The sequence below is a fragment of the Nocardiopsis coralli genome (genome assembly GCF_014892575.1).
In the GTDB taxonomy this organism is placed as follows: domain Bacteria; phylum Actinomycetota; class Actinomycetes; order Streptosporangiales; family Streptosporangiaceae; genus Nocardiopsis; species Nocardiopsis coralli.
In genome coordinates, this window is record NZ_JADBGI010000004.1 from 267776 (window position 1) to 282879 (window position 15104).

Genomic DNA, 15104 nt, shown 5'->3' on the forward strand with positions numbered 1-15104 from the left:
GACCTACAGCCACAGAGAAGGCCGCCCGTGCACACCACGGGCGGCCTTCTTGCTGTCCGGCTCGGGCCGGCGGGCTCAGGTCGCGAAGACCTGCGAGTCGTCGGCGAAGGCCTTGAACTCCATCGCGTTGCCGGCCGGGTCGAGCAGGAACATCGTCCACTGCTCGCCGGGCTCGCCCTCGAACCGCACGTAGGGCTCGATGACGAACTCCGTCCCGGCCGCGCGCAGGCGCTCGGCGAGCTCCTGGAACTTCGCGACGGTCAGGATCAGGCCGAAGTGCGGGACGGGGACGTCGTGGCCGTCCACCGGGTTGTGGATGCGGCGCTGGCGTTCGGGCGCCAGGTGGGTCACGAACTGGTGGCCCTCAAGGTTCCAGTCGACCCAGCTGTCGGAGCTGCGGCCCTGGGAGAGGCCGAGCACCTCGCCGTAGAACTTGCGCGCGGCGGCGAGATCGTCGACCGGAACGGCGAGGTGGAAGCGGGGGATGGGCGAGTCCAGAACGGTCATGGCTGAACCTTCCTGTGGAGGGAGCCGCGGGCGTCGGCCGCGATGTCCGAATGTTAACATTAGGACATTCTGAGGAGGTGGGACAAGAGTGGCATCCGAGACCAGACCGCCCGGCAAGGTCGGGCCGGCCCGCCGCCGGGGCCTCGCCGACGAGGTGGCCGACACCGTGCGCGCGGCGATCTTCGACGGCACCTACCCGCCCGGCACCCAGCTGCGTGAGACCGAACTGTCCGCGGAGCTCGAGGTCAGCCGCGGCCCCGTGCGCGAGGCACTCATGCGGCTCGAGGGCGAGGGCCTCCTGCGCAGCGGCTGGCACCGCGGCGCGGTCGTCGTCGAGCTCTCCGCCGACGACGTGGCCGAGATCGACAGCCTGCGCGGGGCCCTCGAACACCTCGCCGTCCAGCTGGCGGTGGAACACGCCTCGGACGAGGACCTCGACACCGTCGCCCGCGCCGCCGACCGCATGGCCCGTGCCGGGGACGCCCACGAGCTCGCCGCCCTCGACGTCGCGTTCCACGACGCGGTCTACGCCGCGACCGGCCACCGCCGCCTGCAGGAGGCCTGGAACACGATCCGCTCCCAGGTGCACCTGTTCCTCGTGAGCCGCATCGGTGTGAGCGTCGACGGTTACCTCACGACCGTGCCCGGGGAGCACCGCGAACTGGCCGAGGCGCTGCGCGCGCGTGACACCGAGTCCGCGCTCCGCCTCTTCGCCGACCACCGTGAGCACGCCCTCGACGTGCTCACCGGCCGTGCCGACTGAACACGGTGTTCATGGGCGCCGGGCGCAGCCGATACAGGCCCGGGCCGTGGGCCGGGCGGCCAGGCGGTCCGGGTCGATCGGGCCGCCGCAGCGTTCGCAGGTCCAGTAGGTGCCTTCCCGCAGCCGCTCGGCGGCGAGGTCGAGGGCTTCGAGCTCGCGCTTCACGCGGCCGAGCATCGAGCGCACCTGCTCGCGCTCGTAGGCGATGGTCGAGCCCTCGGGGTCGTGCTCGTCGTCGTTGTTCGTGAACTCGGACGCCTCCACGACCTGCTCCCACTGCCGGGCGAGCTCCTCGGCCGACCGGGCGGCGTCGTCCCTGGCCCGCCGGACGCGTTCGGGCGCATCGGGGTCGGGCAGGTCCGGTTCGTGCTCCATGGCCTCGCTCTACCCCGGGTGGGCACCCCGGATCACACGCTGCCCTGTTCCAGGTCGTCCAACAGCCGCCCGAACCCGCCCGGGGCCCGGAAGGCACGACGGGCCGAGGTCAGGACCGGCAGGTCGGCAGGCCTGCGCACGGCGTGGCCGCGTACGGTCAACCGCTCCACCAACGCACGGTCCTCCCCGGACACGAGACCGGGGAACCCGCCGGCGTCGATGTAGGCCGAGGCCCGCACCCCGAGGTTGGCGCCGTGCACGTGCGCATGTCCGTCCGTGACGGGAAAACGCCGTGCGAAGTGCGCGGCCAGCCCCTCGGGGCGCAGCGACCAGTCCCCGACCTCGACCGTCCCCGCGACCGCGTCGTGGCCCTCCTCGGCGTACCGGAGCTGGGAGCTGATCCACCAGGGCGGCACGAGCGTGTCGGCATCGGTCGAGGCGAGCCAGAGAGCCCCGGGGCGCACACCCGTACACAGCTCCATCGCGTACTGCACGCCTTCGGCACGCGCCGTCCCCACACCCACGCGGGGCACATCGAGCACGTGCGCGTCCATGAGCCGAGCGGCCGCCGCGGTCGTGTCGTGGCACCCGTCCGCAACGACCACCACGTGGCAGCGGTGTGGAGGCAGAGGCGCGAGGGCGAGGGAACGGTGCACCGCGGCCACGCAGGCGGCCACGGACGCCCCTTCGTCATGGGCGGGCACGACCACCGCCGCGGCGCGGATCACGGTCACGGCCTCCCACCCGGGTGAACGGCGAAGGTGTCGAGGAGGAAGTCGGCCTCCACGTGGCCGGCCGTGCGGGACAGTTCCGGGACCTCCGCCAACACGCGGTGCACCCCGTCACCGGACCGCACGTGTCCTTCGGCCTCGTGCCTCCAGTGCACCGCCACGACCGTGGCACCCGGCAGCGCGCACGCCAGGGTCCGGCCGATCACCTCGTGCAGCTCCGCATCGTCGAAGTAGTAGAGCATCTCCGAGAGCACCACCAGGTCGAACGTGCCCTCGGGCCAGTCACGCGGAACCCGCCCCCGCTCGACCCGGACGTGGTCGACCCCGGCCGCTTCGCGACGCGCCTGTTCCACCGCGGTGGGAACGGGGTCGATGGCGTGCAGGGACGCGCACCGCTGGGCCAGGCCGCGGGTGAGCATGCCGATCGAGCACCCGGGTTCGAAGGCGCGCGCATACCGTTCCTCGGGCAGGCAGGCCAGGGTGAGGTCCCGCTTGCGCTGCTCGTACCAGCGGGAACGGAAACCCCACGGGTCGTCCGAGCCCTCGTACATGCGGGTGAAGTACGCCGGGTCCGTGCTCACGCGAACACGACCTCCTCCCCGCGCCCGAAGTGCGCCACCATGCCGGGCGTCAGGACGGCCTCGTCGCCCGAACGCTCGCTCAACGGTGCGATCTGCGTGCGGAACCTGGCCACGGCCCTCTGCTTGCGCGCGACGGCCTCGGCCGACAGGGGCACCCGTCGCGCCCGGTCCCAGGGCACCGCGTCAGAACCGGGCTCGGCCCAGTGCCACATCCACACCGGGTACCGGAGCAGGTCCACTCCGCAGGCCCGCGCGGCCTCGGCCGCTGCCCCGCCCGCGGCCATGTGGTCGGGGTGCAGGTCCCCCTCCCACGACGTCACGCACAGGTCGGCACCGTCCAGCAGATGCCGCAGCCGGCCGGAGAGCTGTGCGACCGCCCCGGCGGCCTTCCCGTCCGGTAGCCCCAGACGGACCACGTCCGCGTCGTCGGCGCCGAGTTCGGCCAGGGCCGCCGAACGCTCCTCCACCCTCAAGCGCACGAGTTCCTCCGGCGGTGTGGTGGGGCTGTCCGGGTGCGAGCCCTCCCCGTCGGTCACGGAGACCACGCGCACACGCACGCCCCGCTCGGCGAGCATCGACAGGGCCCCGCCGAACCCGAGGACCTCGTCGTCCGGATGCGGGGCGACGACCACGACGTTGCGCACGCCGCGAAGATCGGCCTCGGGCAGGCGCGCCCCGGCCGCCCACCTCTGCCATGTGCTCTCGTCCGTCCCTGGGGCATCGATCGGGTGGGAACGCCTCATGGCCCCGCTCCTGCCGCCCCGTGTGCGGCCCGTTCCCCCAGCTGTGCGAGGTCGCGCGCACCGTGGTGCTGCCGGATGTACACCGACAGGTCCTGCGCAGCGCGTGTGTAGGCGGCGTCCGACGCGAGAGGGCCGGCGCCCAACGCCTCCGCGCAGTGGCCCAGGACGGAGGAACAGGCCGAGGCCACGACAGAACGGACCAGGAGGGCACGTTCGGCGGCCCGGCCCCCGAGGTCGTCGGGGTCGTCGTCGATCTCCTCCGCAGCCCGCCGCAGCACGTCGCGGGCCGCACGCAGGTCACGGACGACAGCGCCGTAGTACCCGAGCGTGTGCGGGTCGGGAGAGCCGACACCGGCCTTGTCGGCCAGCGTCTCGGCCACCGCCTCCGCGCCCCCGTACCAGCACGCCGCGACGCCGCACCCGCCGTGGTGGAACCCGGGGCGGCCGGTGTAGTCGCCCGGCTCGCCCACCTCCACGGCGGGGACGTCCTTGAAAGCGAGAGTGAGGGTGTCGCTGTCCGACATCCCTTCCGCGGCCCAGGTGGAGGGGTCGGCGGTGGTGCCCTCGTTCTCGATGGCGAACAGGCGCCGCCCACCCGAGTCGGCGCCCGCGGTGACCAGGGCGTGTGTGCAGGTCCGGGCGCCCGAGCAGAAGGGCTTGCTGCCGTTCAACACCCACCTGGAACCGTGTCGGCGAGCGCTCAGCCGGTGGGTCGGCGGGTGCGCGGCCCACACACCCCAGAGCTCCCCGGAGGCCGGCAGGTCCGCACCGAGCTCGTCCAGGATCGCCGCGGCGTCGGTGTGGCCCTCGGCCAACCGGGCCAAGGACAGGTCCTGTCGCCCCAACCGGATCAGGGACTCCCACCTCTGCCAGGTGTTCCCGTCCCCGGGGAGCGGGAGATCGAGGTTCCCTTCCTGGAGCTCGCTCAGGAGCGCCGGCGCGGTCGGCGCCCTCGCGTGGCGGCCCGGCCCCCGGTGGCCGGGAGCGTCGCCGTCGGTGGGGCGCGGTGCGGGTACGTGCGCCGTTTCGGCCCTGCTCATGTGCCCCCCTGTGCAGCCGCGGTGTCCTCCTCCGCTGCCCGGGGGTCGGGACCACGAAACAGGCGGTTGCCGGGGCCCGGGGGTCAGCCCTGACGGTCCGGGCCCGAGGAACCCCGGGGGAGAGCACCGGTCTCGACGAGGACCTCGGCGAGCTCCCGGAGCTTGGTGTTGAGGTTCTGCGAAGCCTTCACGAGCAGCGCGAACGCCTGGTCGCCGGGCACCTTGTAGCGCTCCATCAGGATCCCGGTCGCCTCACCGATCCTGGAGCGCGTCTGCATGGCGTCGCGCAGACGCGCATCGTTCTGGGCGCTGGCGAGTGCGACGGCCGCGTGCGCGGCCAGCACCTGCCCGATCTCCACCGAGCCCCGGTCGAAGGCGTTCAGCTCCGTGGAGTACAGGTTGAGGCAGCCCAGGACCTCGCGCCGTGTGTACAACTGGTGCGACATCATGCTCCGCACACCCAGTCCGGCGACCTCGGCGGCGAAGACGGGCCACCGCCCGTCCTGGCGCACGTCGTCGACGACGTAGACCTGCCGGTCGTGGATCGTCTCGAGGCACGGACCCTGGCCTGTCGTGTACTGGAGCTGGTCGGCGTGTTCGACGAGCGGATCCGTGGCCACGGGGGTCGATATCGTGCCGTCACCGCCCACGAGTGAGATCCCCGCGAACTCGCAACCGCCGACCTCGCTCGCGGCCAGGTCGGAGATCTCCTCGAGCGTGGCCTGCACGGACCCCCGGTCGAGCAGGTTCCTGGCCACGTCGGCGAAGGCGTCCGCGGTCTTCTGGGCTGCGCTGGTCATTCCCGGTCCTCCGGACCCCTGACGGATGGTCCGCACAGGATTCGACGGCGTTCGTCCGCGCGTTCATCATCGCCCGTCCGATGGTGGGGCTCAAGCTCGACGGGGGGCGGACACGCCTCGCCGTGATGCGGGTGTGGCGTTTGAGTGGAAGTGTCCGGGGTATCCCGCGAGAAGGTCCGACAGCGCGGCCTCCCTCGTGGGACGTACGGCGATCTACGAAGCCGATCCGTCCCACCACGACCTCCGCTCACACGAGGCGGAAGGTGGGAGATGATGGCCATGCGCGAAGCCCGGACCGACACCCGCAACCCCGTACCGCAGCCCCGCAGGCCCAGCGAACCGGTCAACGGGGAGACGCTCCTCGCGGATCTGGTCCGAGTGGGCAGCGACGAGCGCGCCGCCGGACGGCTGCGGGCCCGCATCGTGCAGATGTACCGCCCCGTGGTGGCCAGGGAGGCCTTGCGGTACCGCAATCGTGGTGTGGACTCCGAGGAGCTCCTCCAAGTGGGGTCCCTCGCCATGATGAAGGCGATCCAGGGGTTCGACCCCTCCCGCGGATCGCGGTTCGTCTCCTACCTGCTCCCGATGGTCTCGGGGGAGATCAAACGGCACTTCCGCGACACCCAGTGGGCGGTGCACGTCCCCCGCAACTGGCGGGACCAACGCGGGGCACTGATCCGCTTCGTCGCCGACTTCGTCCACGAGCACGCCCGGGAACCGACGCAGAGCGAGATCGGCGCCCACTTCGACCTGGATCCCTCGGAGACCGGGGCCTTCATCAACGCGACCTCGGCCTACTCCGCGGCGTCCCTGGACACCCCGCGGGGGACCGACGAGGAAGGCAACGAGGTCCCTCTGGCGAGCACGATCGGTTCCCGCGATCCCGACGTCGAATCGGTGGTCGACAGGGAGCTGTTGCGCGACGCCCTCAGCCGGTTGTCGCAGAGGGAGCGCCGCGCCGTCGTCCTCAGTTACTTCGGTGAGCTGTCGCAGACCACCATCGCCGGGTACCTCGGTTGCTCCCAGATGCAGGTCTCCCGCATCATCCGTGCCGCCCTGGACCGGATGCACGCGGAGTTCACCGACGAGGAGTGATCGCCGGCGGGCGTGGCGACGCCCGGGCCGAGCACGAGTGAAGGGGCGGCCGGGCTCTCCCCCCGGTGAGTCGGCCGCCCCGGTGGGGCCCGGCTCTCTCCCCTGTGGAACCGGGCCCCGGTGGGAACACGCGCCCGGACGGGGGCGGTTCCCTGGGATGCTCGGGCACCTCCGGAGCGGGTTCCGCGTCCGGGCCCCGAGCGGGTCTACCGGACCCCCTGCACAGGCCGCGCCGCGGTCAAACAGGCCCGGCCCCGGACACACACGTGCCCCCGGACACACAAAAAAGGCCAGGTCGCTGGACCTGGCCTCGGGTGATCGGAGCGGATGACGGGAATCGAACCCGCGTTATCAGCTTGGGAAGCTGAAGTTCTACCATTGAACTACATCCGCGTCGTCGGATCGGGCGCGTGTCCCGCTCCGTCAACGGGGCCCATCCTAGCCCACGTTCGGGGCCGGTCGGCAACTCGGTCCGGCCCGCGGCCGCCCGCGCGGTGCCTGCGGGGGGCATCGATCGAGGTCGCACAGGGTGTCGGGGCAGGCGGTAAATTCGGAGCGTGCTGCTCTCCGATCGCGATATCAGGTCCGAAATCGACGCCGGCCGGGTCAAGCTCGACCCCTTCGACCCCGGCCTCATCCAACCCTCCAGCATCGACGTCCGGCTGGACCGCTTCTTCCGGGTCTTCGAGAACCACAAGTACCCGCACATCGACCCCTCGGTCGAGCAACCGGACCTCACCCGGTTGATCGAGACCGACGGGAGCGAGGCGTTCATCCTCCACCCCGGCGAGTTCGTGCTGGCCTCCACCTACGAGGTGGTCTCCCTGCCCGACGACATCGCCAGCCGGTTGGAGGGCAAGAGCTCCCTCGGGCGCCTGGGTCTGCTGACCCACTCCACGGCGGGCTTCATCGACCCCGGTTTCTCGGGGCACGTGACGCTGGAGCTGTCGAACGTGGCGACGCTGCCGATCAAGCTCTACCCCGGCATGAAGATCGGGCAGCTGTGCATGTTCCGGCTCTCGTCCCCGGCCCAGCACCCGTACGGTTCTGCCGTGTACGGATCGAAGTACCAGGGGCAACGGGGTCCGACGCCCTCGCGCGCCCACCAGAACTTCATCCGGACCAGCATCGATCCGGAAGGCTGACCCCGGCTCTTCACCGCGGAAACCCCTTACGGTACGGTCATAAAAAGACACATACAGTATCTCTGTGCAGCGTATACCTGATTGTTACCCAGAGTCGCCTAAACTGGCCAGTGGTGTAAATCACGATCGGGCGCCTTGTGGGATCGACAACCACGGCTGTAGGTCGGCGTACGGATTTTGTCCCGGTTAAACCTGTTATTTCCCGGTGACAAACCGCCTGAACTGTGCGTTCACATCTCGGTAAGGTAGCGCTCCGACGTGAACCGGGTAGCGGGTCCCGCCTTCGAAGGGCGCGCACAGGGGGCTCTGCGCAGGCCTGCTGCCCTCGGGATCCGCGGGTCGAACGCGGGGTGGAGACACCTCATGCGTGCCTCGCGGCCGGGACAGCCCCATAGAGGAGACCGTGCCAGCAGTACGCGCAGACAACCTGTACAAGGTGTTCGGGAAGCAGTCGAGGACGGCCGTCGAGCGGCTCTCCGACGGCAGCCACCGTGACACCATCGCCGACCTCGACGTGACTGCAGCCGTCATCGACGTGTCCTTCGAGGTCGAACCCGGCGAGATCTTCGTCGTCATGGGCCTGTCCGGGTCGGGGAAGTCCACCCTGATCCGGATGCTCAACGGCCTCCTGGAGCCCACCGCGGGCACCGTGGAGGTCGACGGCGTCGACATCACCGCCCTGAGCAAGAAGCACCTGCTGAACCTGCGGGGCGAGAAGATCAGCATGGTCTTCCAGCACTTCGCCCTGCTCCCGCACCGCACGGTGCTGGAGAACGCCGCCTACGGCCTGGAACTGCGCGGCCTCCCCAAGGAGGAGCGCGACGCCAAGGCGATGCAGAACCTCGAGATGGTCGGCCTGGAGGGCTGGGAGCACAAGTTCCCGCACCAGCTGTCCGGCGGTATGCAGCAGCGCGTGGGTCTGGCCCGCGCCCTCGCCGCCGACACCGACATCATCCTCATGGACGAGGCCTTCAGCGCCCTCGACCCGCTGATCCGCCGGGACATGCAGACCCAGCTCCTGGAGCTGCAGAAGTCCCTCGGCAAGACGATCGTCTTCATCACGCACGACCTGAACGAGGCCATGCGCCTCGGCGACCGGATCTGCGTGCTGCGGGACGGCCGCGTCGCCCAGATCGGTACGGCCGAGGAGATCCTGAACGAGCCGGCCAACGAGTACGTGTCCCGCTTCATCGAGGACGTGGACCGCACCCGTGTGCTGACCGCCTCGTCGGCCATCGACGCCGGCGTCGCCGCGGACCCCGGCGCGCGCCAGGTCGGCGCCGCCACCCCGATCGCCGAACTGTACGAGGACATGACCACAGCTGATCGACTCCGTGTCGTCTCCGAGGAGGGCGAGGTCCTGGGCATGGTGTCCCGTGGTTCCGTGCTCGCTGCCCTCGCCGCCGGGAAGGAGGGCCAGTCGTGAATCAGGTCGACTTCCCTCCGGAGATCCCGATCGGCTCCTGGTTCGAGGCCGGTAACGAGTGGCTCAAGGCCAACTTCGGGATCGTCTTCGACGCCATCGGCGCGTTCGTGCGCTGGGCCGTCGAAGTACTGTCCGGTTTCTTCATGGAACCGGGCGCCGGGCAGCTCGCCTTCATCGCCGCGGTGCTCATCGCCGCACCGCTGGTCCGCACCGCCAAGCGCCTTCCGCTGGCGATCGTGGTCGGCGTGGTCTCGTTGCTCTACATCCTGCAGGCAGGGGCAGAGTTCGGGAACACGATCATCAACAACATGCCGCCCTTCCTGTTCCTGTGGGCGGTCGATCTCTTCGACACCGGCGTCGTGGACGCCTACTTCTGCATCTCGCTGGTGTTCCTGGTCGCGGTGACCGTGCTGGGTGCCATGGACAAGGGCGCCCGCATCCGCACCGCCGTGATCGCCGGCGGCTGGCTGGTGGCGCTCCTGCTCGGCTGGCTCGTCCTGCCGATGGTCGTCACCGACCCGATGTCGCTGCTGATGATCCTGCTGCTCAGCCTCCTCGCCCTTGCGGTGGCCGGCTGGCGCATGGGCCTGTTCGCGCTCCTGACGCTGACCCTGGTCGCCTCGGTCGGCCAGTGGGACAACGCGATGGACACCCTCGGGCTCGTCCTGGTGGCCGCGGCGATCGCCGTCGTCATCGCGATCCCGATCGGTGTCGTGGCGGCCTACAACGACACCGTCAGCAAGATCGTCAAGCCGGTCCTGGACCTCATGCAGACCCTGCCGGCGTTCGTGTACCTGATCCCCGCGATCTTCTTCTTCTCCATCGGCGCGGTTCCCGGCGTCGTCGCGACCATCGTCTTCTCGATGCCTCCCGGCGTGCGCCTCACGGAGCTGGGCATCCGCCAGATCGACAAGGAGCTGGTCGAGGCGGGTGAGGCCTTCGGTGCCTCCAACCGCAAGATCCTCACCGGCATCCAGCTCCCGCTGGCCCTCCCGACCATCATGGCCGGTGTCAACCAGGTCATCATGCTCGGCCTGTCCATGGTCGTCATCGCCGGCATGGTCGGCGCCGGCGGTCTGGGCAGCGACGTCTATCAGGGCATCACCCGCAACGACGGTGCCCTCGGCTTCGAGGCGGGTATCGCAGTGGTGATCCTGGCGATCTTCCTGGACCGCCTGACCGTGGCAGTGACCAAGAACGGGCCGCAGTCGCGGTCCGGAGCCTGACCCACCCCGCCAAGCCCCGCACAACCGAATTCCCCGAGGGAAGGATTCCCTGATGTACAGCCGTAAGCGCATGACCGGGCTGGCCGCGGCCGGCATGGCAGGTGCCCTGATGCTCTCCGCGTGTGGCGGTGACGGACAGGACCTGACCGGTGACGACAACGGCGCCGCCGAGGACGCCCAGTCCATCGACATCGCGCTGATCGCCTGGGAGGAGGCCATCGCGGTCACCGCCATGTGGGAGGTGATCCTGGAGGAGAAGGGTTACGACGTCAACGTCACCGAGGTCGACGTGGCCCCCGCTTACCAGGGTCTCGCCCAGGGCGACATGGACCTCTACCTCGACACCTGGCTCCCCGTCACCCACGAGGAGTACTGGGACGACTACGGCGACCAGCTCGAGGACCTCGGCGTCTGGTACGACAACGCGGTCCTGACGCTGACGGTCCCCGAGTACATGGAGGACATCAACGAGATCCCGGACCTGGTCGACCACGCGGACGAGCTCGACAACCGCATCGTCGGTATCGACCCGGGCGCCGGTCTGACCCGTGTGACCGAGGAAGACGCCATGCCGGGTTACGGCCTGGACGACGACTTCGAGCTGGTCACCTCCTCCGGTGCCGCGATGCAGGCCGAGCTGGCCGCCGCGGTCGCCGACGAGGAGCCCATCGTGGTGACCCTGTGGCGTCCGCACCCGGCCTACGCCGAGCACGACCTCAAGGACCTCGAGGACCCCGAGGGCCTCATGGGCGAGGCCGAGGAGATCCACGCCCTGGGCCGTGACGGCTTCGCCGAGGAGTTCCCGTCCCTGTCCGGCTGGATCGAGGGCTGGGAGATGAGCGACGACGAGCTGGCCGAGCTCGAGGTGCTCACCCTCGACGAGTACGAGGACGACCCGCAGGAGGGCGCTCGCGTCTGGCTGCAGGACAACCAGGAATTCCTGGACCGCACCCTGGGCGAGGACGCCGAGGGCCTGGAGTTCTGATCCCGGTACCGCGCCGTATCTGATGCCCGACCCGGTTCCCCCGCGCCAGAGGCCGTGGGGAGCCGGGTCGTCGTGTGTCAGTCCCCATTCCCCACACCCCCCGGCCCCCCATGCCCCCCGTGATCCTGTCCCCTGATGTGAAGGAACCCCGGATGTACAGCCGTAAGCGCATGACCGGGCCGGTCGCGGCCGGCGTGGCAGGTGCCCTGATGCTCTCCGCGTGCGGCGGTGACGGCCAGGACCTCACCGGCGGCGAGGACGGTGGCGGCGAGGACACGCAGTCCATCGAGATCGCGCTCGTGCCCTGGGAGGACGGGATCGCGGTCACCGCGCTGTGGGAGGCCGTCCTGGAGGAGAAGGGCTACGACGTCGAGGTAACCGAGGTCGACATCGCCCCCGCGTTCCAGGGCCTGGCCAACGGCGACGTCGACCTGTTCCTCGGCATGTCCTACCCGCTCACGCACGAGGAGTACTGGGAGGACTACGGGGACGACCTGGAGAACCTCGGGCCCTGGTACGACAACGCCTCCCGCGTCCTGGCCGTGCCGGAGTACGTCGACGAGGTCGACTCCATCCCCGACCTGGTCGACCACCCCGAGCTGTTCGACAACCAGATCGTGGGCATCGACCCGGGCGCCGGCCAGACCCGGCTGATGGAGGAAGAGGTCATCCCGGGTTACGGCCTCGACGAGGACTTCGAGCTCGTGAACTCCTCGAGCGCCGCGATGCAGGCCGAGCTGGCCGGGGCCATCGCCGAGGAGGAGCCGATCGTGGTGACCCTGTGGCACCCGCACCCGGCCTACGCCCAGCACGACCTCAAGGACCTCGAGGACCCGGACACGCTCCTGGGCGAGCCCGACGGACTCAATTCGGTCGGCCGCGAGGGCTTCGCCGAGGAGTACCCCGCCATGGCCGAGTGGCTCGGGGACATGCACATCGAGGACGACGTCTTCGCCGAACTCCAGGTGCTCACCGTGCACGAGCACGAGGACGACCCGGTCGAGGGCGCCCGCGAATGGCTCCGCGACAACCCCGACTTCCTCGAGGACACCTTGGGCGAGGACGCCGAGGGCCTGGAGTTCTGACCCGCCGTCCGGACCGAGCACCCGGACGGCCATCCCCTGATGGAAGGAACCCCACGATGTACAGCCACAGACGTCTGACCGGGCTCGCGGCCGCCGGCATGAGCGGTGCCCTGCTGCTCACCGCGTGCGGCGGCGGGGCCGAGGACCTCACCGGTGAGAACGGCGAGGCGGCGGAGGACGGGCAGTCGATCGACCTGGCGATGATCGCCTGGGACGACAGCATCGCCGTCACCTCGCTCTGGGCGGTGATCCTGGAGGAGAAGGGCTACGACGTCGACATCACCGAGCTCGACGTCGCCCCCGCGTTCCAGGGCCTGGAGAACGGCGACGTCGACGCCTACCTGGGTGTCTGGCTCCCCGTGACCCACGAGGAGTACTGGGAGGACTACGGCGAGAACCTCGAGAGCCTCGGGGTCTGGTACGACAACGCGGTCCTGACGTTGACGGTCCCCTCGTACATGGAGGACGTCAACGAGATCCCGGACCTGGTCGACCACGCCGACGAACTCGGGAACCGGATCGTGGGCATCGACCCGGGCGCGGGCCTGACCCGTGTGACCGAGGAAGAGGCGATGCCGGGCTACGAGCTGGAGGACGACTTCGAGCTCGTCACCTCCTCGGACGCCGCGATGCAGGCCGAGCTCGACGCGGCGGTCGCCGAGGAGGAGCCCATCGTCGTCACCCTGTGGCGCCCGCACTCGGCCTACGCCCAGCACGACCTGAAGGACCTCGAGGACCCCGCCGCCTACATGGGCGAGGCCGAGGACCTGCACGCGGTGGGCCGCGAGGGTTTCCGGGACGAGTACCCGGCCCTGACCGGCTGGATCGACGAGTGGGACATGAGTGACACCGAGCTCGCCGACCTCGCCGGGCTCACCCTGGTCGAGCACGAGGGCGATCCCCAGGAAGGGGCGCGCGAGTGGCTGAGCCAGAACCCGGAGTTCCTGGAGCGCACGCTGGGCGAGGACGCCGAGGGCCTGGAGTTCTGACGCTCCGTCCCAGCCCCTCCGCATGAGGACGCGGGCCGCCTCCCGGGTGGGAGACGGCCCGCGCCGTCGTGTCTGTGCCGTTGTGTCCGCGCCGTCGTTCCAGGGGCCGGCCTCGGGTCAGATGCCGTAGTAGCGCCCTTGGGCGCCGCCCTCGTATCCGGGGTTGATCTGTGCACGGCGGGCGTCGCGCCGGGGCAGGGCGTAGGCGGACACGAGCCCGCCGATGAACCCGAACAGGTGGGCCTGCCAGGAGACGCCCGGGTACTGGGGCAGCACGCCCCAGATCATGGTCCCGTAGAAGAGGACGACGCAGATCATGATGACGATGTCGACCGTCTTGCGTTCGATGACTCCGCGCAGGACCGTGTAACCGAAGTAGCCGAAGACGAGGCCGCTGGCCCCGACGGTGAGGCTGTAAGGGGTGCTGAACAGCCATACGCCCACGCCGCTGACCACGATGATGATGAGTGTGGTCAGCAGGAACCGGCCCAGTCCGCTGAAGGCGACGAGCGAGCCGAGGACCAGGAACGGCAGCGAGTTGCCGATGAGGTGTTCCAGGTTCCCGTGCATGAACGGCGCCGTGAAAACGGTCCAGGGTGAGTCGAGGTCCCAGGCGCGCAGGCCGAAGGCGCGGTCGAGGTGACCGAACATCAGGAAGCTGTCGATCAGCTCGAACACCCACATGGCCGCGAGCATGCCGGCCACGGTCAGGATGGCGGTGATTCTGGACTCCTTCACGCCATCGAGGGTAGAACACGCGACTCGGGTCGAGCATGCGCATGGGGTGTGTGTGGCGCAATGGGCTGATGTGTTGTGGAAAACCCGAGATGGACGTTTTGTCCGGGCGGTCCCGGCCGAGCGCGGCCTCGGGCCGGCGTCAGCCCCGCGTGAGGGAGCGGTCGCGCGGCGGGATCCCGGCGGCGGCCATGAACATCTCGACCCGGGCCGGGTCGGTCATGCCGGTGAGCGGCAGGTAAGAGCGGGCGGTGCGCCGGTTGCGCAGCGACGGGAAACGCATGGGGCGCCCGGTGGTGTCGCACAGGCCGAGAGAGCGGATGCGCCCGGGGAGCACGTGGTAGGAGCCGATCTGCTCGGGGTCCAGGCTGACGGTGTACCGGCCGAGCGTGTAGCGGAACTCCTGCTCGTCGAACTCGAGCACGGGCGCGTGGATGCGGTGGCCGTGCACGGCCAGGGCGGTGCCGGCGGCCGCGAGGAGGACGGCGAGCACGAGGTTCGCCCAGTGCGCGGGGTCGACCAGGACCGTGATCACCGCGAGCACGAGCATGGTGTAACCGGACCACAGCTCCACGTGTTTGCGGCCGACAGGGCAGACCATGCGGACTGTCTCGGGCACGACACAAGCCTCTCTCGGTGGGGCGCTGAGCGGGGGCGGCAGCGGGGGTCCTGGCGCGATCCTATCGGCTCGGGCGGTAGGGCATCCCGGGTTTCGGACATCCCGGGCGCTCGATTGCGGTCTCCCGTGACGGTGTTCCTCGTGTGAATGAATGATCCTTATGCGTCGTATGTCTGGATTTCTCTGCGTCACCATTCGGCGTTGTTCTGTGAGAAAAGGCCGGTCGAGAAAAAGTCAGCACTGTTGACACAAGGGCGTG

General features: G+C 69.9%; 17 protein-coding genes and 1 tRNA gene. 8 read left to right on the plus strand and 10 right to left on the minus strand.

All coding sequences use genetic code 11. The features are described from left to right. Positions 1-75: 75 nt before the first annotated feature. Positions 76-507 carry a VOC family protein gene (locus IDM40_RS06255; protein ID WP_193120943.1) on the minus strand — a complete coding sequence of 144 codons (432 nt, stop codon included), beginning with the start codon at positions 505-507 and terminating at the stop codon, positions 76-78. A gap of 88 nt (positions 508-595) precedes the next feature. Between IDM40_RS06255 and IDM40_RS28775 the strand changes: the two genes are divergently transcribed. After that, a complete protein-coding gene (locus IDM40_RS28775; RefSeq protein ID WP_193120944.1) occupies positions 596-1270 on the plus strand; it encodes a GntR family transcriptional regulator in 675 nt (224 codons plus the stop codon). 9 nt (positions 1271-1279) lie between these two features. Here IDM40_RS28775 and IDM40_RS06265 read toward each other — a convergent pair whose 3' ends face one another. The 6 genes from IDM40_RS06265 to IDM40_RS06290 form a co-directional block, all read right to left on the minus strand. Then, a complete protein-coding gene (locus tag IDM40_RS06265) occupies positions 1280-1645 on the minus strand; it encodes a TraR/DksA family transcriptional regulator (protein ID WP_193120945.1) in 366 nt (121 codons plus the stop codon). Positions 1646-1677: 32 nt separating this feature from the next. Then, complete coding sequence (locus IDM40_RS06270) at positions 1678-2379, minus strand: glycosyltransferase (RefSeq protein WP_328806949.1); 702 nt, start codon at positions 2377-2379, stop codon at positions 1678-1680. Further along, a complete protein-coding gene (locus IDM40_RS06275; protein WP_193120946.1) occupies positions 2376-2957 on the minus strand; it encodes a class I SAM-dependent methyltransferase in 582 nt (193 codons plus the stop codon). The genes IDM40_RS06270 and IDM40_RS06275 overlap by 4 nt, the downstream gene beginning before the upstream one ends. Further along, the gene (locus IDM40_RS06280) at positions 2954-3700 is read right to left on the minus strand and encodes a PIG-L deacetylase family protein (RefSeq protein ID WP_193120947.1); all 747 of its coding nucleotides are present in this window, start codon (positions 3698-3700) and stop codon (positions 2954-2956) included. Before IDM40_RS06280 ends, IDM40_RS06275 begins: the two co-directional genes overlap by 4 nt. Continuing rightward, positions 3697-4740, minus strand: coding sequence for an acyl-CoA dehydrogenase family protein (locus IDM40_RS06285; RefSeq protein ID WP_235997365.1), 1044 nt, complete (start codon positions 4738-4740; stop codon positions 3697-3699). Before IDM40_RS06285 ends, IDM40_RS06280 begins: the two co-directional genes overlap by 4 nt. Positions 4741-4823: 83 nt before the next feature. Further along, positions 4824-5540, minus strand: a complete 717-nt coding sequence (locus IDM40_RS06290) for a GAF and ANTAR domain-containing protein (RefSeq protein ID WP_193120948.1) — start codon at positions 5538-5540, stop codon at positions 4824-4826. A 273-nt stretch (positions 5541-5813) separates the two neighbouring features. Between IDM40_RS06290 and IDM40_RS06295 the strand changes: the two genes are divergently transcribed. Continuing rightward, on the plus strand, positions 5814-6635 hold the full coding sequence (locus IDM40_RS06295) for a sigma-70 family RNA polymerase sigma factor (protein WP_235997366.1): 822 nt from the start codon (positions 5814-5816) through the stop codon (positions 6633-6635). A gap of 322 nt (positions 6636-6957) precedes the next feature. On the opposite strand, the gene IDM40_RS06300 is transcribed toward IDM40_RS06295, so the two are convergent. Further along, a tRNA-Gly gene (locus tag IDM40_RS06300) sits at positions 6958-7028 on the minus strand. 164 nt (positions 7029-7192) lie between these two features. Between IDM40_RS06300 and dcd the strand changes: the two genes are divergently transcribed. The 6 genes from dcd (at position 7193) to IDM40_RS06330 (ending at position 13491) form a co-directional block, all read left to right on the plus strand. Then, positions 7193-7780 carry a dCTP deaminase gene (dcd, locus tag IDM40_RS06305; RefSeq protein ID WP_193120950.1) on the plus strand — a complete coding sequence of 196 codons (588 nt, stop codon included), beginning with the start codon at positions 7193-7195 and terminating at the stop codon, positions 7778-7780. A gap of 427 nt (positions 7781-8207) precedes the next feature. Then, positions 8208-9206 (plus strand): quaternary amine ABC transporter ATP-binding protein, encoded by a 999-nt coding sequence (locus tag IDM40_RS06310; RefSeq protein ID WP_193121036.1) that lies wholly within the window; start codon positions 8208-8210, stop codon positions 9204-9206. Beyond that, positions 9203-10432, plus strand: a complete 1230-nt coding sequence (locus tag IDM40_RS06315; RefSeq protein WP_193120951.1) for an ABC transporter permease — start codon at positions 9203-9205, stop codon at positions 10430-10432. Before IDM40_RS06310 ends, IDM40_RS06315 begins: the two co-directional genes overlap by 4 nt. A gap of 52 nt (positions 10433-10484) precedes the next feature. Continuing rightward, positions 10485-11417, plus strand: coding sequence for a glycine betaine ABC transporter substrate-binding protein (locus IDM40_RS06320; protein WP_193120952.1), 933 nt, complete (start codon positions 10485-10487; stop codon positions 11415-11417). Positions 11418-11569: 152 nt separating this feature from the next. Then, positions 11570-12502, plus strand: a complete 933-nt coding sequence (locus tag IDM40_RS06325) for a glycine betaine ABC transporter substrate-binding protein (protein ID WP_193120953.1) — start codon at positions 11570-11572, stop codon at positions 12500-12502. A gap of 56 nt (positions 12503-12558) precedes the next feature. Beyond that, positions 12559-13491 carry a glycine betaine ABC transporter substrate-binding protein gene (locus tag IDM40_RS06330; RefSeq protein WP_193120954.1) on the plus strand — a complete coding sequence of 311 codons (933 nt, stop codon included), beginning with the start codon at positions 12559-12561 and terminating at the stop codon, positions 13489-13491. 117 nt (positions 13492-13608) lie between these two features. Here IDM40_RS06330 and IDM40_RS06335 read toward each other — a convergent pair whose 3' ends face one another. Continuing rightward, the gene (locus tag IDM40_RS06335; protein ID WP_193120955.1) at positions 13609-14229 is read right to left on the minus strand and encodes a rhomboid family intramembrane serine protease; all 621 of its coding nucleotides are present in this window, start codon (positions 14227-14229) and stop codon (positions 13609-13611) included. 139 nt (positions 14230-14368) lie between these two features. Continuing rightward, positions 14369-14827 (minus strand): hypothetical protein, encoded by a 459-nt coding sequence (locus IDM40_RS06340; protein ID WP_193121037.1) that lies wholly within the window; start codon positions 14825-14827, stop codon positions 14369-14371. Between the last annotated feature and the right edge of the window lie 277 nt (positions 14828-15104).

Excerpts from the sequence above, each read along its gene's own strand:
- IDM40_RS06295 (WP_235997366.1), top strand. The coding sequence starts at position 5,814 with ATGGCCATGCGCGAAGCCCGGACCGACACCCGCAACCCCGTACCGCAG.
- IDM40_RS06330 (WP_193120954.1), top strand. The coding sequence starts at position 12,559 with ATGTACAGCCACAGACGTCTGACCGGGCTCGCGGCCGCCGGCATGAGC.
- IDM40_RS06280 (WP_193120947.1), bottom strand. The coding sequence starts at position 3,700 with ATGAGGCGTTCCCACCCGATCGATGCCCCAGGGACGGACGAGAGCACA.
- IDM40_RS06265 (WP_193120945.1), bottom strand. The coding sequence starts at position 1,645 with ATGGAGCACGAACCGGACCTGCCCGACCCCGATGCGCCCGAACGCGTC.
- IDM40_RS06255 (WP_193120943.1), bottom strand. The coding sequence starts at position 507 with ATGACCGTTCTGGACTCGCCCATCCCCCGCTTCCACCTCGCCGTTCCG.
- IDM40_RS06290 (WP_193120948.1), bottom strand. The coding sequence starts at position 5,540 with ATGACCAGCGCAGCCCAGAAGACCGCGGACGCCTTCGCCGACGTGGCC.
- IDM40_RS06285 (WP_235997365.1), bottom strand. The coding sequence starts at position 4,740 with ATGAGCAGGGCCGAAACGGCGCACGTACCCGCACCGCGCCCCACCGAC.
- IDM40_RS06325 (WP_193120953.1), top strand. The coding sequence starts at position 11,570 with ATGTACAGCCGTAAGCGCATGACCGGGCCGGTCGCGGCCGGCGTGGCA.
- IDM40_RS06340 (WP_193121037.1), bottom strand. The coding sequence starts at position 14,827 with ATGGTCTGCCCTGTCGGCCGCAAACACGTGGAGCTGTGGTCCGGTTAC.
- IDM40_RS06320 (WP_193120952.1), top strand. The coding sequence starts at position 10,485 with ATGTACAGCCGTAAGCGCATGACCGGGCTGGCCGCGGCCGGCATGGCA.